The sequence below is a fragment of the Oceanobacillus sp. GQ8 genome (genome assembly GCF_059758495.1).
This window is the reverse complement of record NZ_JCAXEV010000001.1, coordinates 16213-37301: the sequence shown is the minus strand read 5'-3', so window position 1 is coordinate 37301 and position 21089 is coordinate 16213. Positions and strand designations below refer to the sequence as shown.

Annotated in this window: 17 protein-coding genes and 1 other annotated feature; of the genes, 7 read left to right on the top strand and 10 right to left on the bottom strand. The window is 39.1% G+C overall.

Annotated features, from left to right (window positions below; all coding sequences use genetic code 11):
• The first annotated feature begins 4 nt into the window (after nt 1–4).
• Entirely contained in the window at nt 5–490 is a 486-nt protein-coding gene (locus AC6CHS_RS00180; RefSeq protein WP_498233495.1) for a GAF domain-containing protein, read from the top strand.
• A gap of 98 nt (nt 491–588) precedes the next feature.
• On the opposite strand, the gene AC6CHS_RS00175 is transcribed toward AC6CHS_RS00180, so the two are convergent.
• Nucleotides 589–2412, bottom strand: coding sequence for a sensor domain-containing diguanylate cyclase (locus tag AC6CHS_RS00175; RefSeq protein WP_498233494.1), 1824 nt, complete (start codon nt 2410–2412; stop codon nt 589–591).
• 344 nt (nt 2413–2756) lie between these two features.
• Between AC6CHS_RS00175 and rpsD the strand changes: the two genes are divergently transcribed.
• Complete coding sequence (rpsD, locus tag AC6CHS_RS00170; RefSeq protein WP_498233493.1) at nt 2757–3359, top strand: 30S ribosomal protein S4; 603 nt, start codon at nt 2757–2759, stop codon at nt 3357–3359.
• A gap of 123 nt (nt 3360–3482) precedes the next feature.
• Here the strand turns inward: rpsD and tyrS are convergent, their stop codons facing one another.
• A complete protein-coding gene (tyrS, locus tag AC6CHS_RS00165; protein WP_498233492.1) occupies nt 3483–4757 on the bottom strand; it encodes a tyrosine--tRNA ligase in 1275 nt (424 codons plus the stop codon).
• Between the two features lie 154 nt (nt 4758–4911).
• Nucleotides 4912–5126, bottom strand: a binding site (T-box leader).
• A 118-nt stretch (nt 5127–5244) separates the two neighbouring features.
• Between tyrS and AC6CHS_RS00160 the strand changes: the two genes are divergently transcribed.
• The 4 genes from AC6CHS_RS00160 to AC6CHS_RS00145 all read left to right on the top strand — a co-directional run bounded on the left by AC6CHS_RS00160 (nt 5245) and on the right by AC6CHS_RS00145 (nt 10991).
• Nucleotides 5245–8235 (top strand): transglycosylase domain-containing protein, encoded by a 2991-nt coding sequence (locus tag AC6CHS_RS00160; RefSeq protein WP_498233491.1) that lies wholly within the window; start codon nt 5245–5247, stop codon nt 8233–8235.
• Nucleotides 8236–8529: 294 nt separating this feature from the next.
• Nucleotides 8530–9186, top strand: coding sequence for a GNAT family N-acetyltransferase (locus tag AC6CHS_RS00155; RefSeq protein ID WP_498233490.1), 657 nt, complete (start codon nt 8530–8532; stop codon nt 9184–9186).
• Nucleotides 9187–9840, top strand: a complete 654-nt coding sequence (locus AC6CHS_RS00150; protein WP_498233489.1) for an acetoin utilization AcuB family protein — start codon at nt 9187–9189, stop codon at nt 9838–9840. It abuts the gene before it with no gap.
• On the top strand, nt 9837–10991 hold the full coding sequence (locus AC6CHS_RS00145; RefSeq protein WP_498233488.1) for an acetoin utilization protein AcuC: 1155 nt from the start codon (nt 9837–9839) through the stop codon (nt 10989–10991). Before AC6CHS_RS00150 ends, AC6CHS_RS00145 begins: the two co-directional genes overlap by 4 nt.
• A gap of 42 nt (nt 10992–11033) precedes the next feature.
• On the opposite strand, the gene motS is transcribed toward AC6CHS_RS00145, so the two are convergent.
• The 4 genes from motS to AC6CHS_RS00125 form a co-directional block, all read right to left on the bottom strand.
• Complete coding sequence (gene motS / locus AC6CHS_RS00140) at nt 11034–11816, bottom strand: flagellar motor protein MotS (protein WP_498233487.1); 783 nt, start codon at nt 11814–11816, stop codon at nt 11034–11036.
• Entirely contained in the window at nt 11806–12630 is an 825-nt protein-coding gene (motP, locus tag AC6CHS_RS00135; protein ID WP_498233486.1) for a flagellar motor protein MotP, read from the bottom strand. Before motP ends, motS begins: the two co-directional genes overlap by 11 nt.
• Nucleotides 12631–12702: 72 nt before the next feature.
• Nucleotides 12703–13695, bottom strand: coding sequence for a catabolite control protein A (gene ccpA / locus AC6CHS_RS00130; protein ID WP_498233485.1), 993 nt, complete (start codon nt 13693–13695; stop codon nt 12703–12705).
• 141 nt (nt 13696–13836) lie between these two features.
• Nucleotides 13837–14910 carry a bifunctional 3-deoxy-7-phosphoheptulonate synthase/chorismate mutase gene (locus tag AC6CHS_RS00125; protein ID WP_498233484.1) on the bottom strand — a complete coding sequence of 358 codons (1074 nt, stop codon included), beginning with the start codon at nt 14908–14910 and terminating at the stop codon, nt 13837–13839.
• 133 nt (nt 14911–15043) lie between these two features.
• On the opposite strand from AC6CHS_RS00125, the gene AC6CHS_RS00120 reads away from it, so the two are divergent.
• On the top strand, nt 15044–17170 hold the full coding sequence (locus AC6CHS_RS00120; RefSeq protein WP_498233483.1) for a cell division protein FtsA: 2127 nt from the start codon (nt 15044–15046) through the stop codon (nt 17168–17170).
• A 131-nt stretch (nt 17171–17301) separates the two neighbouring features.
• On the opposite strand, the gene AC6CHS_RS00115 is transcribed toward AC6CHS_RS00120, so the two are convergent.
• The 4 genes from AC6CHS_RS00115 to AC6CHS_RS00100 all read right to left on the bottom strand — a co-directional run bounded on the left by AC6CHS_RS00115 (nt 17302) and on the right by AC6CHS_RS00100 (nt 21087).
• On the bottom strand, nt 17302–17736 hold the full coding sequence (locus tag AC6CHS_RS00115) for a YtxH domain-containing protein (RefSeq protein ID WP_498233482.1): 435 nt from the start codon (nt 17734–17736) through the stop codon (nt 17302–17304).
• A 29-nt stretch (nt 17737–17765) separates the two neighbouring features.
• Nucleotides 17766–18170 (bottom strand): DUF948 domain-containing protein, encoded by a 405-nt coding sequence (locus AC6CHS_RS00110; protein ID WP_106897185.1) that lies wholly within the window; start codon nt 18168–18170, stop codon nt 17766–17768.
• A 372-nt stretch (nt 18171–18542) separates the two neighbouring features.
• Nucleotides 18543–19847 carry a UDP-N-acetylmuramate--L-alanine ligase gene (murC, locus tag AC6CHS_RS00105; RefSeq protein ID WP_498233481.1) on the bottom strand — a complete coding sequence of 435 codons (1305 nt, stop codon included), beginning with the start codon at nt 19845–19847 and terminating at the stop codon, nt 18543–18545.
• Between the two features lie 130 nt (nt 19848–19977).
• Nucleotides 19978–21087, bottom strand: a complete 1110-nt coding sequence (locus tag AC6CHS_RS00100) for a nicotinate phosphoribosyltransferase (RefSeq protein ID WP_498233480.1) — start codon at nt 21085–21087, stop codon at nt 19978–19980.
• Nucleotides 21088–21089 lie beyond the last annotated feature (2 nt).

The window sequence follows — 21089 nt, the reverse complement described above, 5'->3', positions numbered from 1 at the left end:
ATATATGTTTCAATCAACAGCATACTCAGGCCAAAAAGAAAAGGACTATCAATTATTAGTGAAGCAAGTAGATGCACTCAGTGAAGGTGAGCGTGACCATACTGCTTTACTTGCAAACGCGTCTGCTTTATTAAATCAGTTTCTCACTGACGTAAATTGGGTAGGGTTTTACGTTTGGAAGGAAGATGAACTTGTATTAGGTCCTTTCCAAGGATTACCAGCATGTATTCGGATTGGCTACGGCAAAGGAGTATGTGGCACGGCTATTAAAGAAAAAGTAACTCAACGCATTGCGGATGTTCATGCATTCCCTGGACACATTGCTTGCGACGGGGCTACAAACTCGGAAATCGTTGTACCGATTATCCTAAACGAGACAATTTATGGAGTACTTGATATAGACAGCCCGAATTTAGACCGTTTTGACGAAGTGGATCAAACTTACTTAGAACAGTTTGTCCATGTACTTGAAAAGCATTTAGCCGGATAAAATTAAATAGATATTCTTTAAAATATAAAAAGCCCGATGTAACTCGTATTCTAGTGAAGAATTTCCGAGTAACCGTCGGGCTTTTAGTAAGCTAAGACTTATTTCACGTATCTAACAACACTATTTTTGCCATTATTTTTGGCTTCATACAGAGCTTTGTCTGCTCTGATAAAGAGTTCACTAACTGTATCCGTAACCGTATGTTCCCATGAGGACACACCACAAGAAAGGGTTACAGACGGATTTGTATGCTTTTCGACTTGACTTCGAATTAGTCCAGCCATTTGCACACCTTCGTTAATAGTAATAGTAGGTGCATAGACAGCGAGTTCTTCTCCTCCCCATCTAGCTGCAAGATCATGGTTATTTACAATTGACTTAACAAGGTCCGCTACCTGTATCAATACCTCATCACCAATAGGATGCCCATACGTGTCATTAATTGATTTGAAGTCATCAATATCGAACAGGATTAATGTTCCCATTTCACCTGTCGTCATATGAGCGATTATCTCTTCTTCTAAATAGTTTCGTGAATAGAGTTTTGTTAAAAAATCTGTTTTAACAGCCTTTTTTAACTTATCTTTAAGTATTGTATTTGTCAGTGCTAAGGTTGAATGCTGTATGAGTGACTGTATTAGTTTAAATGTATTAAATGAAAAGAAATAAGGTTGTTCGTGCAAGATCGCAATAATACCATGAACTGTGTTAGAATGGCTCATCGGAATAGCTATAATAGACCGGTATGGAAATCGCTCCATTCTATCAAAATCCCCTTTAAGCAATGGCTCCCCATTACAATCTGTATGGTCTTTCAAATACTCAGCAAATCTCATTCCTGGATTCGTATTAAAAAACGCTGTACTGCCAGTTAGGACATCGAACCTTTCTTCATTATCTTCGTTGTAATAAATAAAACCAACCTCTGAGGCATGACAAACATCCATTACTTGGTCTCTGACAAGATTGATGATCTCTTTCATTTCAAGATTCGAGTTCAATTTGTGTGTAGCTTCATTAATTAACTTTAAGTCTGAGACAAGGTGATTTGATTTTTCATAAAGGGTGACATTTTCGATGGCCATACCGGCAATACTAGCAATCTGGGATATAAAATTCACTTCCTTTTCGGGAATATACATTCCTTTACCACTAATCACCTGTAGAACTCCGTATACACCTTGTTTTCCTACCAACGGTGCATATAAGAAACAGCCTGTTTTATCTAATTGTTCTTCTATCTGTATCTCCCCTGAAATAAATGCCAAAGTACTTACACGTTTTATCACATCATCGCTATATTCTATCGTTTTGACAGGAAGTTCTGCTTCTAACTCGGTATCCTGTGAAAGTAAAAGATTATAAGTAAGTTCCGGGTATAGTTTACGAAGGCCTTGAACAATTTCACTTAATATCTTTTTTTGAGAGGTGAGAGACAGCAGCTGGGAAGTCAATTCAAATAAATACGCACGATTCCTTCTCTTCCTTCTTCCATCTAATTGTAAGAGGGAAATTAACTTCTCTGTTTCCGTCTTCAAAATTGCCAACTCTTCTACTAGAATTGGGAGTTCCTGTTCAATACATAGTATGGCTTTAGGTCCTTCTTCCGGTAAAATATGTAGTAAGGAGACCTGCTTTTCTTGAATTGTTCGATGGTAAACTTCCTCCCCCATCATGACGTTCTCTGACAATCTATGCTCTTGTAAAGGAACTTCCCTGATAAGACTTTCTGATTTACAAAGTTCATACTCTCTCCGCCATTCATTAAACAAATAAAATCCTGAATAGGAAACAGGGAGAACTTTACATATACATTCTGCAACACGACATAGCGTATTCGCGTCACTATGCTCAAGATTTGTTGATGCCAATTCAAAGTAAACACTTCGTAGCTTGTCCATAAGCAATTTTGTGCTTTTCATAAATATCACCTATTATCTTAAAATCAAAACGAATTGTGATCTAATTAACTAGTTATCATTATAAACGAACTAGTCCTAATTTCCTATTATATTACCCGTTAAATTCGTCTTCTTAATAAAGGTTGACTTATAAGCTAAGAAATTATATACTATTCCTTGTGTAAAATAATAAAGTAGCCTATGTGAACCGGACGCTTGAACCCATTTTGTTCCTCATCACTTGAATGAGGTGTATCGCGTAACTCTTAGCTGCTGGAGCGATGGTACATGAAAACATAATGGACAACGTATAGGAACACGCTCGCTTATTTTATGCAAATAAAATAAAAAGGAGGAAATGTCTTATGGCTCGTTTTACTGGATCAGTATGGAAAAAATCACGTCGTCTTGGCATTTCATTAACTGGAACTGGTAAGGAACTAGATAAACGTCCTTACGCTCCTGGTCAACATGGACCAAACCAACGCAGAAAAGTCTCTGAATATGGCTTACAATTACAAGAGAAGCAAAAACTTCGCTTCATGTATGGATTGAACGAACGTCAATTCCGTACCTTGTTTGATAAAGCTGGGAAAATGAAAGGTATTCATGGTGAAAACTTCATGATCCTTCTTGATTCTCGTCTAGATAACATCGTTTATCGCATGGGTCTTGCCCGTACTCGCAGACAAGCTCGTCAGCTTGTAAACCATGGTCACGTTACTGTAGATGGCGGACGCGTTGATATTCCATCATACCGTCTAAAACCAGGTCAAGTAGTTGGTTTACGTGAAAAATCCAAAAACCTCGATATTGTTAAAGAGGCTGTGGAAGTAAACAACTTCGTACCTGAATATGTAACAGTTGACACTGACAAAATGGAAGGTACGTACACTCGCTACCCTGAGCGTTCTGAACTTCCAGCTGAAATCAACGAAGCACTTATCGTTGAATTCTACTCTCGTTAATTGTTTCTTAATGAAAAGCCTGAAATGCTTGTTTACAAGTATTTCAGGCTTTTTTCTATTTTTTCTTTAGTAAAAGACGGGAGTTGCATCCAACAGCAACTCCCGTCTTTTAAGTTCTACTCATTAAGAGCCGTAACGAATCATCGTGTATTTCTTCTTCCCTCTTCGAATAATGGTAAATTCATCTTCAATTCGGTCATCCTGGCCAATTGTTTGTTGCAAGTCTTGCACTCTTTCCCCATTCACATAAATGGCACCATTTTGGATATCTTCTCTCGCTTGTCTTTTAGAAGAAGAGATTTTTGCCTCAACCAATAAGTCTATTAGCCCAACTTCTTCTTTTGCATGCTCATGTGTTGGAACATCCTTGAATCCCTGCTTAATATCAGCACCAGAGAGGTCTTTCAGATCACCACTGAATAAAGATGCAGAAATTTTCTTCGCCTGTTCCAATGCTTCTTCACTATGAACGATAACTGTCATTTCTTCAGCTAAACGTTTCTGAGCTTCCCTTTTTTCTGGTTGATCACTAACCTCTTTTTCCAACTGCTCCATCTCTTGTTCCGAAATGAAAGTAAAGTAACGAAGGAATTTGATAACATCCCTGTCATCTGTATTTAACCAGAACTGGTAAAACTCATAAGGAGAAGTTTTCTCTGGATCAAGCCAAATCGCTCCACCTGCAGTTTTCCCGAACTTGGTACCATCGGCTTTTGTGATGAGTGGTACAGTTAAGCCGAATACTTTTATTTCTTCTTCCTGGTTTTCTCTTGACCTACGAATTAGCTCCATACCAGCGGTTATATTCCCCCACTGATCACTACCTCCAATTTGTAGTGTGCAATTTTCCTGTTCGTAAAGCTTTAGAAAGTCAAGGGATTGCAAGATCATATAACTAAACTCTGTAAAGGTGATCCCTTGCTCGATCCGTGCAGAAACGGATTCCTTTGCAAGCATATAGTTAATGCCAAAATGCTTCCCAGCATCACGGAGGAAATCAATCACTGTCATGCTTGAAAGCCAATCATGATTGTTTCTAGCGACTACAGGGTTTTCGCCCTTATCGAAATCAAGTAATCCGGCAATTTGTTGCTTAATTTTTTCACTATACCCTTTAACGACCTCACTCTCGTTAAGAGAGCGTTCACTTGTTCTTCCGCTTGGGTCCCCAATCATTCCTGTCCCCCCACCAACAAGGGCGATAGGGCGATGTCCTGCCTTCTGGAAACGTTTCAGCATTGTAATTGGTAGCAAATGTCCTATATGCAGACTGTCTGCTGTCGGATCAAACCCACAGTACAATGTTACCTGTTTTTCTTGCAATTGCTTTTCAAGTGCCTCACGATCCGTTGTCTGATGTATTAGTCCCCTTGTTTCAAGGTCCTGTAATATATCCATTCTCTTCACACTCCATTTTTTTATCTAGATTAGAAAGTCGCCTTCGCTCGTCCATAAGCGAATGTGTACGTTTTTCTAATACTTGGGGCTTCAAAATTTTAATTTCCTTGTCATTACTTCCTGACGCGGAAAATAAAAAAAACCCCTCCCTATAAAAAGGGACGAGATTAACACGCGGTACCACCCTTGTTGCAAATTAAAAATCTGCCACTTCGGATTGTTAACGATGTTGCCACCGTTCCGAACGCATAAAACGATCGAAATTGCTCCGGAATGTAATTCGTCAGTAAATATATCCCGGCTTTCACCACCCGCCGGTTCTCTAGAATAGGGATTTACTCGACTACTTCGTTCCTTCAACACAAATTATCTTATAGTATTTATCTATACCATATTTGATTTAAAAAAGCAATTACAGAACCGAAAATCATTCCTCCCCATTCTATTATTATGCTATAATAAGAAAGGTATTTTAGGAGGTTTTGCGATGAATTGGAAACAACGGTTTCATCAATATATGGAAAAGTTAAAATCAATCTGGAAATCTGGAAAGGTTCAACGTTCCTCCCGGATTTCCTATGACGTAGGATGGAATGTATTACTGTTTTTCTTAATAATTGGCTTTATTGGCATGTTTTTTGCTGGCGGCGTAGGGGCTGGATATTTTGCCTCATTGGTAAAAGATGAGCCAGTTCTCTCCTATGAAACGATGCAACAGGACATTTACAACTATGAGGAAACGTCTAAGCTGTACTTTGCTGGTGACAAATATTTTGGCGACGTCCAGTCTGACTTACACCGGGAAGAAGTCACCCTAAAAAACATCTCACCAGTCTTACTGGATGCAGTAATTGCAACAGAAGATGAGAACTTTGAAGAACATCATGGAGTTGTGCCAAAGGCTATTCTGCGCGCAGTTTTACAGGAAGTAACAAATTCCGAAGTAAAAACAGGTGGTAGTACTCTTACACAACAATTGATTAAAAACCAAATCCTAACCAACGAAGTGTCGTTTGAAAGAAAAGCAAAAGAAATATTACTTGCTTTACGGCTGGAACGCTTTTTTGAAAAGGATGAAATTCTTGAAGCATACTTAAATATTGTCCCTTATGGTAGAGACGCTTCCGGAAACAACATTGCCGGTGTACAAACAGCGGCACAGGGAATATTTGGTGTGGATGCAAAAGACGTCAATATTGCACAAGCTGCATATCTTGCGGGGCTCCCACAAAGTCCATCCGCTTATACTCCTTTTCTTAACGGAGGAGATCTAAAAGACGAGGACGGTTTACAGCGGGGAATTAATCGAATGAAAACAGTGCTTAACCGGATGCTCGAATCCAGCTACATAACACAAGCAGAATATGATGAAAGCATCAATTATGATATTGTGGCTGATTTTAAAGAAGCTTCCCCTTCCCCTGTGGAGAAATATCCGTACTTAACTTTTGAAGTAGAAAAAAAGGCCACAGAAGTTATTATGTATCAACTAGCCGAGAAAGATGGTTACACGAAAGATGATCTCGAGAAGGATAGTGCTTTGAAGGAAGACTATGAAGTGAAGGCTGAAAGAGACTTACGGAAAAACGGCTACAATATTCATACAACCATTGATAAGGACATCTATGAGGCTTTTCAAGAAGTTGCCACAAACTATGAAAACTATGGTCCAACTGTGACCGTTACAAAGACAAATAGTGAAACCGGCGAAACAGAAGAAGTAGAGCAAAGAATCCAAACCGGTGGAATGCTCATTGAAAACAGTACCGGCAGAATTATCAGCTTTGTCGGTGGTCGTGGATATGACGAAGATAACAACATTAATTATATTTCTGACAATGTAGTACGTTCCAACGGTAGTACAATTAAGCCATTACTGGATTATGCACCAGCAATGGAAGAAGGAGTAATCCAACCAGGTAGCCCAGTCGCTGATGTGAGAAAACAAATTCCCGGCTGGCCATCTGGGAAGCCAGGAAACTACGGTGGTGGTTATCATGGGATTGTCTCCGCTAGAACGGCTTTGCAGCATTCGTATAACGTGCCTGCAGCAGATATTTACTCTCGGATTATCGACCTAGATCCCGCATCAAAGTATCTCGAGATGATGGGAATCACTACACTAACTGAAGAACATCATGTACTCCCTACCCTATCTATTGGTGTAGCAGATGTAACCATAGAGGAAAATGTTAATGCATATAGTACCTTTGGCAATAACGGAAAATTTGCTGACGCGTATATGATTGAAAAGATAACAAATCAAGACGGCGATGTTGTCTATGAACATAAAGCAGAACAAGTTGAAGTGTTCAGTCCGCAAACAACGTATTTAACGATTGATATGATGCGGGATGTTATTAATTCTGGAACAGCTGGTTACCTGAAACCACAGCTATCAAATGGCAGTGTAGACTGGGCAGGTAAAACGGGAACCTCAAATGACTATCATGATGCCTGGTTTGTTGCAACAAATCCAAACGTCACTTTTGGTACATGGATTGGCTATGATAAGCCGCGGTCCATTAATAATGCGAATACGAATTATAGTCACCGTAACCTTAAATTATGGGCTGAGCTGATCAATAGTGCAGCCGCAATTAATCCAGAGCTAGTGACACCAAGTGAAACGTTCAAACGTCCGGACGGTATTGTCCAACGAAGCTATTGTGCGATTTCAGGAATGCTTCCTTCTGAATTATGCGAGAAAGCTGGACTAGTAAAATCAGATTTATTTAATGCGAAATATGTACCAACTGAAACTGATGACAGCTTAGTGAGCGGAAGCTCTGTTATTGTGAATGGTAAGGCAGTAGTTGCAGGTGCAAATACTCCTGATGAGTTTGTAACAGGAGATGGTCTTATGTTTAGCCCTGAGTTTCTTAAACGAAACGGGTATGATAAGCTACCGGACCTTACCCAACTGTATCCTAGAACAGAAACTGAAAAATGGCAGAGGATTGGTTTACCTGGAGCTGGAGCAGAAGTAGGAGATGCCATTGAGGATGACGGGAAAGACCCTTCTGCACCAACATCCTTAAGCAAATCTGGAAGTAAATTAACTTGGAAGAAATCAGGAAGCAATGACGTGGTAGGCTACAGGGTATATCGCGCTACCAAAGCTGGTGGTAAATTTAGCCTTGTAGGAAGTACTACTGAAACTAGTTATTCGATTGGAAATAACAATGCTATCTATCACGTAAAGGCTGTTGACTATTTCGGTAAAGAATCCTCTGCCTCAAAAGAAATAATGGTTGGTAATACGTCTGAGCCAGAACCGGAAAAACCTGACTCAAACAAGGAAACCGATAATGAGAATAAAAAAGCAGATAAAAATAACGAAAGCGAAAAAGAAGATAAACAACAAGAAGAAAGCAATAACGATCAAGAAGAAGAGGAAGAAGAAGAAAGTAATCAAGATGAAGAAAGCAGTCAGGATGAGGAAAACAACCAAGATGAAAGCGAGGACGAACAATAACGCGTCTTATTCATAATATCTAGGCTATAGTTTCCTACCAAACGAACAAGTCGAGCGATATTTTGAAACTCCATGGTGAGTTTTGAGTTCGCTCGACTTTTTTATGTAGAGAAATACATGTGACTGTGAAGGAATTTCATAAGCGAGGATCACCCACATTTTCATTAACCAGCATTATAATTTTTTTAAAAGAGATAAGTTCTGCCCTTTTCACATTTATTACTAAATAAAAGCTAGATAATCTAGTATAATGAATGTAAGCGTATTAGTTTAACAGATTAGGTGGTGAAAAAGTTGGAACATACAAAAACTTATCATGCATTTTGCCGTGAAAGTAATAATGGAGACAGTATAACAATTGAAGGTCCCCTGTCCAGTGAAGAACTTGGAAACTTCCATTTTCATGAACACCTGACTGCATTCAGACCCGCACCAAAGCAATTTGAAGCACTACGCAGTATAGCCGATTTCCCTGAAGGAAGAATTATAGTTGCCCGAACCGAAGACACAATAATTGGTTATGTGACCTATTTGCACCCTGATCCGCTGGAACGCTGGTCCGAGTTCAAGATGGAAGAACTTATGGAACTTGGCGCAATTGAAGTAGTTCCCTCCTATCGGGGAGCCAAATTAGCCTCAGGTTTATTGCAAGTCTCCATGATGGATGACTATATGGAGAATTATATTATTATTTCGACTGAGTATTATTGGCACTGGGATTTGGATGGAACGAAACTAAGCATTTGGGACTACCGGAAAGTGATGGAAAAGATGATGGCTACTGGTGGCCTCCTCCCCGCTCCAACCGATGATCCAGAAATCATTTCACACCCAGCAAATTGCTTAATGGTCAGAATCGGCAAAGAAGTCACTGATGATTCCGTCGCGACTTTTGATAAGCTGCGCTTCTTACAGCGACATCAATACCGCAATATGAGGGAGGGGCTTTAAATGCTAGTAGAAGAAATTATGAATCGAGACGTGATTACATTATCACCAACAGATACGATTGAAAAAGCATTGCACATCTTACAACTAAATCGTATTCGACATATCCCAATTGTAGAGAAGAATAAGGATGTAATAGGAATTATTTCTGACAGGGATATCCGCGATGCTTCTCCGTCAATATTTAAAAATAACACAGTGGCAGAAGAATTAAAAAATGAGCTTCACACCATTATGAGTAGTCCCGTCGTTACCGTTCATCCGCTTGATTTTGTGGAAGAAATAGCTCGAATCTTTTATGATGAAGAATTTGCTTGCCTCCCTGTTGTGAGAAAGGATAACAGGCTTGTTGGCATCGTCACAGAAAAGGACATGCTTCAGACATTGATTCAGCTTACCGGTACGAATGTGCCTTCCTCTCATATTGAAGTAAGAGTGCCGCATAGGCCAGGAATCCTTCCTGAAGTTACTTCTATATTTGGTAAACGGAAAGTAAATATTGTTTCTGTATTAGTGTATCCGTACAAAAATGATCCCGCCTACAAAATACTTGTTTTCAGAATCCAGACGATGAATCCTCTCCCTATTATTCAGGATTTAAGAGATGCGGGGTATGATTTGATGTGGCCAAATAATATTCCGGGGCCAAAACGATGAAATGTTCCGCAGCGTTTGTCTTTTCAGAAAATACGTTAAACTATCACTTTAATAAAGATCACCCGTTTAACCAAAAACGTGTATTGCTTACAAAGGAGCTATTAGAGGCAACAGGACAATTATCTGCAGAGGCAGTGCTAGCTCCCCGGATAGCAACAGATGACGAACTCGCACTTTTCCATGATGTAGCTTACATTCAAGCTATTAAAAAGGCGAGTAAGTCCCAGTTATCAGAAAGTGAGGCTACACAATTTGGACTGGGTACGGAAGATACACCTATATTTCCAAATATGCATGAGGCTGCAAGTTATGTGGTAGGCGGTACACTGACAGCGGTCGATGCTGTTATGGAAGAGCAGACTATGCATGCACTCCACTTGGGAGGTGGACTTCATCATGGATTTAAACGAAAAGCAGCTGGGTTCTGTATTTATAACGATGGAGCAGTGGCAATAAAGTACCTTCGGGAAAAGTATGATTTAAAGGTGTTATATGTGGATACAGATGCACACCACGGGGACGGTGTTCAATGGGCCTTCTACGATGACCCGAATGTCTGCACCTTATCTATCCATGAAACAGGAAGATACCTTTTCCCTGGCACCGGAAATGTAAATGAGCGTGGACTCAAACAAGGTCATGGGTATACTTTTAATTTACCATTGGATGCATTTACAGAGGACGACTCGTTTATTTCCGTTTATGATAGCGCTATCAAAGAAGTTGCCGATTTTTTCAAGCCTGATATTATTATCACACAGAACGGGGCAGATGCTCATTGCTATGATCCATTAACTCATTTATGTAGTACGATGAGAAGTTTTGAGTATATCCCCAAGATAGCCCATGAAATAGCGCACGAATACTGTGGTGGCAAATGGATAGCACTAGGTGGCGGTGGGTATGATATTTGGCGAGTTGTCCCAAGGGCATGGGGCCAACTCTGGAACATTATGCATGAAGGCCGCCCCCTTACAGGAAAGATCCCTACTACCTGGTTGAAGCAGTGGGAAAAAGAGGCTCCTACTCCCCTTCCAGCTTATTGGCAAGATGAAAAGGAGATTGTCTCCATTCCTCGAAGAGCAGAAATAACAGAAAAAAATGAGAAACTATTACAAAGCATGTTAAAATACACAAAAAAAATTATGTGACCTGCTTTTTCCTTCCTAACAAAAAAGCCAGGGAGATGACGCTTACTCAACATCTCCCTGACTTTCTTCTAATATAACAATCTCAACACGTCGGTTTTTTGCCCAGTTTTCTTCCGAAGTATTTTCAACTAGTGGTCTAGTATCTCCATACCCTACTGAAGAAAAACGTGATTCATCAAATTTATTTTCTTCTATCATATAACGAATGACACTGCTTGCTCTAGCTCCTGACAGTTCCCAATTGGAAGGATACCTAAAGCTGTCTATTGGTCTATCATCCGTATGCCCTTCCACTTTAACATTATTTGGCAAACTGTCTAACATGGAAGCAATCTTTGATAGAAAAGGTTGTCCACTTGCCAGTATTTCCGCTTCACCGGAATCAAACAATATACTTTCTTGCAACACCAGTACGACCCCTTGATCCGTACGGGTAGCTGAAATAACACTATTTAACTCGTTTTCATCTAAGTATTGATCAACATTTTCCATAAGGTTGTCCAAGGAGTCCTGTCGTGTTGTATCGTCATCATCTGTTTTGTTCTCCAGCTGTGTTGGATTTTCAAATTCATTCGAATTCTTACCACTTTCCTCATCCCTTGTATGCTCAGTAGGATTTTCCATCGGGACTGGGGATGGGTAGAAATCAAAAATCATCCGATTGCGAAAGGATTCTGAAATTGCTTCAAATTTGACTGAATCAATTTGTGACATGGAAAATAACAGGATAAAAAATACGAGGATTAAGGTCACCATATCCGAATATGTAACCATCCATTTCGGTGCACCCTTGTTTTTGTTCCGTCTTATATTCCTACGCTTCATTAACTCTCTCTCCTACAAAACCTTCATCTTCAACCGATGTCTGTTGGTTTTTAATCTCACTGGAAAGAAAAGCAGATAGTTTCTCTTCAAGAATGCGTGGGTTTTGTCCAGACTGAACGCCCATAACTCCTTCGATGATAACCTGTTTAATAAATACTTCTTCTTCTGTTTTGCTCTCTAATTTATTTGCCATGGGGACGAATACGAGATTCGCCAGGACCGTACCATATAACGTTGTTAGAAGAGCTACTGCCATACTAGGCCCGAGACTGGCCGGGTCCTGCAAATTATTAAGCATCAGTACAAGCCCTACTAATGTACCAATCATTCCCCAAGCCGGAGCATACTCCCCAGCCTTTTCTATTAGATTTCTTCCTTTATAGTGCCTGTCCTCTGTTGCCGTGATTTCCGCGTTCATAATATCGCTAATCACTTCTGGCTCCATCCCATCAACTGCAAGTAAGACCCCTTTTTTAATAAAAGGCTCATCTACATCTTCCAATTCATTTTCCAATGCAAGTATGCCTTCACGACGGGCTCTCTCAGATAATCGGATAAACAACGCTATTAGCTCAGGAAGACGCTGATCATTCTTATGAAAAGCCTCACTAATAATCTTTCTAGTGAGTTTAATTTCCTCCATTTTAAAATTTATCAGCATGGAAGCAACTAAACCTCCGATTACAATAAAGATGGATGAAACATCTAAGAATAATGCAGCGCCGCTTGTACCACCTTTTGACATTATGGCAAGCATGATCATTATAAAACCTAACGTGATGCCGATAGGAGTTAATATATCGCGTTTTCTCATATTCTCTCTCCTCAAAGTCACTATGGAATAAGGGAATGAAGATTCTCTCTATTCTTTATATCGGCACCTTTTTTACTTTGTTGAGTTTCTTTTTTCAACTCGGTGTGGCAACACAACTTTTTTATCATCTACTTCTTCTTTGTTCATAAATTTCGTTAAAAGACGCATTGCAACAGCCCCGATATCATACATCGGCTGGACGATTGTAGATAATGTTGGTCTTACCATTGTAGATAGTCTTGTATTATCAAACCCAAAGACTTCTAAATCTTCTGGTACATTGTACCCTTTATCTTGTGCACCATGGATGACACCAAGCGCCATTTCATCAGAGGCTACAAAAATAGAGGTTGGCTTCTTGTCCAACTCAAGCAGTTGGTTAACTGCATCAATACCTGAGTCATAGGAATAGTCCCCTTTTACAACAAGCGATTCATCTAACTCTACAGATGCTTCTTTCAATGCCTTTTTGTAGCCATTGTATTTAAGAAGATTAATATGTGAATCTTCTTGGCCAGAAACAAAAGCAGGCAGGCTGTCCCGTTCAAGCAAATATTTGGTTGCTTCATAAGCCGCTTCTTCATAATTAATGTTAACGGAAGGTATTTCGCCGTTTTCATCATAGGTAGCAGCCAATACTACTGGTACAGAAGATGTTTTAAATTGTTGCACATGCTCTTCCGAAATATCTCCACCCATGAAAATAATTCCGTCTACCTGCTTCTCTAGCATGGTATTAATTAAGCCTAATTCCTTGTCTTTATTTTGGTCGGAATTACTTAAGATAATATTGTATTTATACATGGTGGCAATATCTTCTATTCCTCTAGCCAACTCCGCAAAGAAAATACTTGAAATATCGGGGATAATAGCACCGACAGTAGTTGTTTTTTTACTTGCTAGTCCTCTTGCTACAGCGTTTGGTCGGTAGCCAAGACGTTCTATTGTCGCAAGTACTTTCTTCCTTGTGGTAGGTTTCACATTTGGATTCCCGTTTACTACACGAGATACTGTTGCCATGGAAACATTAGCTTCTCTCGCTACATCATATATTGTAATATTCAATTTCCTTTACCTCCTATTTAACTAAACAACCTATATTTTTTTATCATACTCCACAATGAATAAAATTACAAAAAATTTAAAGGCTGAATCATCAAATTGATGGCTCAGCCTTTAAATCGACATCCAAAAGGATTTGTTCTATTATCGATTAAATTTATTTGCTACATCTATAATATCATCCATAAAGGAATTAAACATCGGTATATCCATCTGTTGAGCAGAATCAGATAAAGCCACAGCAGGATCTGGATGAACTTCTGCCATCACACCATCAGCCCCAATTGCGATTGCAGCTTTTGCTGTAGGTAACAAGATGTCTCTTCTCCCTGTGGAATGGGTCACATCCACCATTACTGGTAAGTGTGTTTCCTGCTTCAGTATAGGAACTGCTGAGATATCAAGCGTATTTCGTGTCGCTTTTTCATATGTTCGAATTCCACGCTCACATAGAATTATATTTCCATTTCCTCGGGAAATAATATATTCTGCTGCATTAATGAATTCCGAAATCGTAGCTGATAAGCCTCGTTTTAATAAAACTGGTTTATTTAAATCACCAGCTGCTTTTAATAGCTCAAAGTTTTGCATGTTTCTAGCCCCAATTTGAACCACATCTAAGTATTCAATTGCTTCTTCAAGGTGTGCAGGATTTACAATTTCACTTACAACAGCTAAGCCGTGTTTATCTGCAGCTTTTCTCAAGATTTGTAATCCTTCTATACCAAGGCCCTGAAAATCATACGGAGATGTACGTGGTTTAAATGCGCCGCCTCTCAAGAGCTTTATGCCCTTGTTTTTTACAGCCTCTGCAACCTGATCTACCTGATCATAGCTTTCTACAGCACATGGCCCCATCACATAGTGAGTGTTTCCGTCCCCAATAGCTGCTCCATTAATTGTAATAACAGTATCCTCAGGCTTTTTCTTTCTTGAGACTAGTAACGCTTTACTATGGTCATCTTCCTGCAATTCAAGGCTCGCCTTAAATATTTCCTTAAAGATATGTTCAATTGTACTTTTTTGAAATGGTCCATCATTCTTGCTTGTAATTAGATTCAGCATCTCTCTCTCTCGTACTGGATCAAATCGGTTCATACTTTGTTTTGCCTTAATTTGACCGATTTGCTGTACAATCTCTGCTCGTTGATTAATAAGCTTTAAGATTTCTAGATTCACACTGTCCATTTGCTCTCTTAATTGATCCATTTCATTCATATTACTACTCCCCTTGTGATTGCAGTTTTTTAATAATTAGAGACAATTATAGCTAATATCTTTTTCTTTGTCGATAAAAAGTTTCTAAAAGTTTATAATAGAGTCAGATTATGAAGGAAAGGGTTATTTTATGATGGACGATCGTATTTTTGCTTTAGACATCGGAACACGCTCCGTAACAGGGATTATCTTAGAAAAAGAAGAAACGAGATTTAAGGTGATAGATTATTATACAAAGGAACATACCGAAAGATCGATGCGAGATGGTCAAATACATAATGTAGTAGCCGTATCGGATATCATTCGTGAGGTTAAAGAAAAGCTTGAAGACACACACGGAAGCTTGCATAAGGTATGTGTGGCTGCAGCCGGGAGGGCATTGAAAACGACTCAGGCAACCTCTACGATCGAGCTGAATCAACAGCCAATTGTAGAAGAGGAAACAATCAAGCACTTAGAGTTAAGTGCCGTACAGGCTGCCCAAATCAAGCTTGCTCAAGAGGAACAAGCAGAAGATTATCATAATTATTACTGTGTTGGCTACTCGATTCTACATTATCAAATTGATGAGGAAAGAATTGGATCTCTTATTGATCAAAGTGGGGAGAAAGCTTCTGTAGAAATTATTGCCACCTTTCTCCCTAAGATCGTAGTGGAATCTCTGTTGGCTGCCTTAGGACGTGCAGCACTTGAAATGGACGCTCTTACCTTAGAGCCAATAGCGGCTATCCACGTCCTTGTTCCTGAGTCAATGAGAAGGCTTAATGTAGCTTTAGTTGATATTGGGGCTGGAACTAGTGATATCGCCATCACAAATGCGGGCACAGTTGCTGCCTACGGGATGGTTCCAGTGGCAGGAGATGAAATTACAGAAGCCATTAGTGATGCATATCTCCTTGACTTTCCTTTGGCTGAACAGACAAAACGAGATATTGTCAATGAGGGAGAAGCCATGGTTGCTGATATTCTCGGATTCGAAACAACCATTACCTATGATGCATTAATAGGAGAAATACGCGATAAAGTAGAGTACCTTGCCTCTAAGGTAGCTGAAGAAATACTGCTTTTAAATGCAACTCCTCCGAAAGCCGTCATGTTGGTAGGTGGTGGTAGTTTAACACCTGAGATTACAAAAATACTAGCGGATAAACTAAGATTACCAGAGAACCGTGTAGCAGTTAGAGGAATTGACGCGATTCAAAACTTAGTGTCATCGGAGGCTTTACCAAAAGGCCCCGATTTTGTGACACCTATTGGTATCGCAATTGCCGCAAAACAGAATCCAGTTCATTATGTAACAGTTAATGTAAATAAGCAAAAGGTTCGTATGTTTGAAATGAAACAACTTACCGTTGGAGATGCCCTCATTCAGGCTGGTATAGATATTCAAAAAATGTATGGTCGCCCGGGATCAGCTGTAATGGTGACCGTGAATGGAAAGGAAATCACAATACCAGGGCAATTTGGACAGGCACCACAACTGTCTGTGAACGGCATTAAGGCTTCTGTGGAACAATCCATACAGAATAACGATCATGTACAGGTAGAGAGAGGCGAGGATGGCTCCCCTGCTCTAATTACTTTAGAAGAACTTATTGGAGATCTTCCATCCAAAGTAATCTATTTTAATAATCAACCTATTAAACGTTATGCCAATTATTTCGTAAACGGAAAGAAACAAGTTAAAGCCTATGTTGTTAAAGATCGAGACAACATTACCTTTGAAAATGAAACAACTGTAAAAGATTTCTTGCCACATATTGGCAAAGAGGAATCACTTCAGATCAATTCTTTTTCGGTTTATGTAAATGGCGAGGAAGTAAAGCTCCCAATTGGAGAAACTAGAATTTTTGTTAACAATAATCAAGCAAATGATGACAAGGTGCTTCATAACAACGATCAACTGACGATAGAACCTGCTAGCACCCCGCTTGTATCCGATTTATTTACTGTGCTAGGTAAAAAGGCTGTTACCACCATCGCTGTTTACTTTAATGGGAAGTACATTGAATTAGAACAGCCTTGTTATTCCATAAAACGAGATGGAGAGACAGTCCTGCCAGAAACTGAATTGAATAATCTGGACCACTTAAGCATAAAAGCTAAAGAAGTTGAGCCCTTTATTTTTCAAGATATCTTTCGGTACATTGATATAGATATTAGTAAAGTAAGTGGGGACTTCAAACTATATATAAATGATATGCCAGCTTCCTTCGACGGGGAGATTCAACATGATGACCAGCTTCGGATTACCTGGTAATGGTTTACCTTATATCTTAAATGTAATTAAAAATGCCGAGCGATCATTCAAACGAAAAGGTTTGAATAAATGCTCGGCATACTTATTATTATTTTACTTTTACATACTTCTCCATTTAAATAATATGATGACTAACCTTGGTTCTTAGCAGCTTCTAACTCTTCTGTAGCCTCTTCAATTGCTTCAGCGACATCGTTAGCTGCCTGTTGTGCTTGATCTTCTTTAGATTTCTTTCGGTTTAGTTTTGACTTTACTGAGCTGGTCATTTCTTTCGTTTTTGTTGACGCGCTTTTGGAGAACTGAGAAGTTGTGTCCATTGCTTTTTGTCTAAGCTCAGCACCAGTCGTATATGCTTTGTCCTTCCAGTCAACACTTTTCTCTTGGGCAGTGCCTTTCCATTCATTGGCACGGTCTTTTACTTGCCCTGCTCCCTGGTTAATATCACTTCTTAATTCTTTACCAGATTTAGGAGCAAGCAATAATGCTGCTGCTGCACCCACCATACTTCCAATCAGTGTACCAATAATAAAATCTTTTGTATTGATATTGTTATTGTTTTCAACCATGCGATATCCTCCTTATATGTTTACTATTATTATTTACTTTTCTTTTTCCATACTTCCATTAGTGTTGAAGCCCACTTAACTGCCTGTGTGGCTTTTTCAGGATTTTGATTTGCTGTACGAGATATACTGCCAGACAGCTGTTTTAAAGAGTTATTAAAATCTCTCACTGTCTCTCCTAATCCCTTCGCTCCATCAAATACACCATTAAGTTTCGAAGACTTCTGTTGTACATCATCAGCAAGTCTGTTTGTCTTTGTTAAAAGTTGGGTGGTCTCATCCGTAATTCCCTTCATTTGGGTGTTCAAACCATCCAGTGAGTCTTTAACATTGTCCATTGTTTGTTTTGTTGCTTTCAAAGTCATAATTGCGTAGACAACAAGCACTGCAAACGCTACCGCAACAATCAATGCAGCAATATAAAGCATTATTTCCATTTTGTAGTATCACTCCTTCTGTTGTCAATAGTATGGCTACTACACATTGTTTGCATGAAAAAGGACAAACCGTTAAGCCATTTAAGTATAATTTATACGTATTAATTATACCAACAATAATCCTTTTTTATAAATACCCTAACATAAAAGAACTAAACATGCTCGCGAAACTACCTCTATTATTATTAATTCGACATATATGTAAAAATCCCTTTAAATATTATTTATAAAAGTTTACATACGCGGCTACACCTCACACTCAACGGTAGGCGACAGAACTATCATTCTTACCCATAAATAAATAATTACGATAAGGGTGCAATTTTTCTCGAAAGAAAAAAAGAACCTGAGAACAGATTCTTTTCTACTTGTTTAGTTTCGTACATTTTTCTTTTCTTCATAAGCCTCTTGAAATTTTTGAATGTCTCCTGCACCCATGAAAACAAGCACAGCATCATCATACTCCATTAAAACATCCGTATGGTCAAGCTGTAACACTTCACTTCCATCGATCCGCTTTTGCAAGTCATTCACTGTCAACTTGCCCGCCTCTTCTCTTGCTGATCCAAATATATCACATAAATAGACATGGTCTGCTAATGAAAGACTTTCTGCAAATTCATCAAGAAATGTTTTGGTCCTTGTAAATGTATGAGGTTGAAAAATAGCGACAACCTCTTTACTTGGATATTTCTTTCTTGCTGAGTCAATCGTAGCTGTAATTTCTTTTGGATGGTGTGCATAATCATCAATTAACACCTGATTGGCTACCGTTTTCTCCGTAAACCTGCGTTTCACACCTTCGAAAGTTGCCATCTTTTTAATATCTTGTGCCTTAATCTCTTCATAATGACAGATTGCGATAACCGATAGAGCATTTAAGATATTATGATTACCATACATTGGAATAGTAAATGTATCATAGTATGTGTTTCGCACAAAAACATCAAAAGTTGTTCCTGCTTCATTTTCCACTACATTCTGAGCTTGGAAATCATTAGTAGCAGCGAAACCATAATAAACAACCGGTACTTTCGCTTGGATTTTCTGAAGCTCTTCGTCATCTCCACAGGCTATAATTCCTTTTTTTACCTGATCTGCCATAGATTGAAATGCTTCAAACACATCATCAATGCTTGTGAAATAATCTGGATGGTCAAAGTCAATGTTTGTCATAATTGCATAATCCGGTTCATAACTAAGAAAATGCCTGCGATATTCACATGCTTCAAAAACAAAATAACGGCTGTCAACATGTCCCTTGCCTGTTCCATCGCCTATTAGATAGGATATAGGGAAGGTTTCATTTAAGACATGTGCCAGTAGTCCTGTAGTTGATGTTTTGCCATGTGCACCTGTGACAGCGATACTCGTATACTGTTTTAGCCATTCTCCAAGAAATTCATGGTACCTGTAAAATGTAAGACCTTGTCTTTTTGCTTCTTTTATTTCTGAATGGTCATCAGAAAAAGCATTACCTGCAATTATTGTGAAATTTTCTTTAATATTCGTTTCTGAAAAAGGGAGAATCGGAATGTTCTTTTCCTCCAATGCTTCCTGTGTAAAAAAGTGTTTTTCCACATCGGAGCCCTGTACTCTTTCACCAGAATCGTGAAGAATTTGAGCTAGAGCACTCATTCCCGTCCCCTTTATACCAATAAAATGGTAAGTTGTCATAAAAAGAACCTCCATATTGTGCGTAAAAAGGATTATTTAACTATTAGCTGATAAATTTTTACACCTATTTTTTTATTATAGCAAAATGAGAGAAGGATTTAAATAATAAGTTGCCGCCTTTGGCTTGTGCTTATATTTTTTGAAAATCTACCTTCTCAAGTCGGGGATTCGGTCGGTAGCGCCTGCCTTCTTTTGCTTCAGGTGTACCGTTTAGTAATACGTTGTCACCGGTAAACCCTATGTTAATCTTAAGTAAGCTACCACCAACACCATACATATCAACAGGCACTCCGATTTTTTCAAAAGAGGTGATTCGTTCTTCGGTGAATCCACCGCTAACCATTATTTTTACATAATCAAACCCTTCATCATCCAATGCCTTTCTAAGTGCAAAAATAAGTTCAGGGTTTACGCCACGAGGATCAAAGGTTCCCATCACATGGTGATTTCTTAAGAAGTACTTATCAACGAGCGTCCGGGAAGTATCCAGGCGTACACCTTTTAAATCCCTGCCGAATTCATGCGCCACTTTTAAGGAATCTGTTATGACATCATTGTTGTAATCAACAAGTGCTACAAGGTCATCATCAGGGTACATTTCATGATAGGCTCTTGAAGCTGCAACAAGATCACCGCGGAACATCTGGATCATCGCATGGGGCATTGTCCCCATTCCTTCTTTCCCCCACCATTCATTCATAGCGTGTGTAGCCTGTGCAGTTGATCCGCCAATGAATGCAGCATAGCCATCTCCAGCCTGCTGTGTATAGTGATCATCCCTATCCCCCATAAAGATGACCGGCTTTTGCTTTCCGGAGGTTCTGCCTGCTTTTACGACATTGTATACATTTGTAGCGACAGATGTTCTTCTTGCCAATATTCCATCAATAATCCCCTCTAAGAAACCAAACTGTTGATAAGCTCCAGTAACAGTTAACACGGTTTCGAAAGGGTTAATTTTGTCGCCATCTTTAAGCGAATGGATTTCTAGTGTTTCGGGATTTTTGGCAAAAGTGTGTAGCAAGGCGATTGCTTCATCTGTCCCACATAAAACTGCATTCTCTTTCTGAAAAAATTGCATGGTAACACTATTATCAGGTAATTTGTTTTCTGCTATTTCTTTTGTTTTTAAAAAATATACCGCGGAAAACCAACCTTCTCTAATACGTTCATCGAATTTAAATGTCTTATTCGTTAGCCGATTGATTTTCCCTTCTAATTTTTGCGAGATTTCCTTCATTA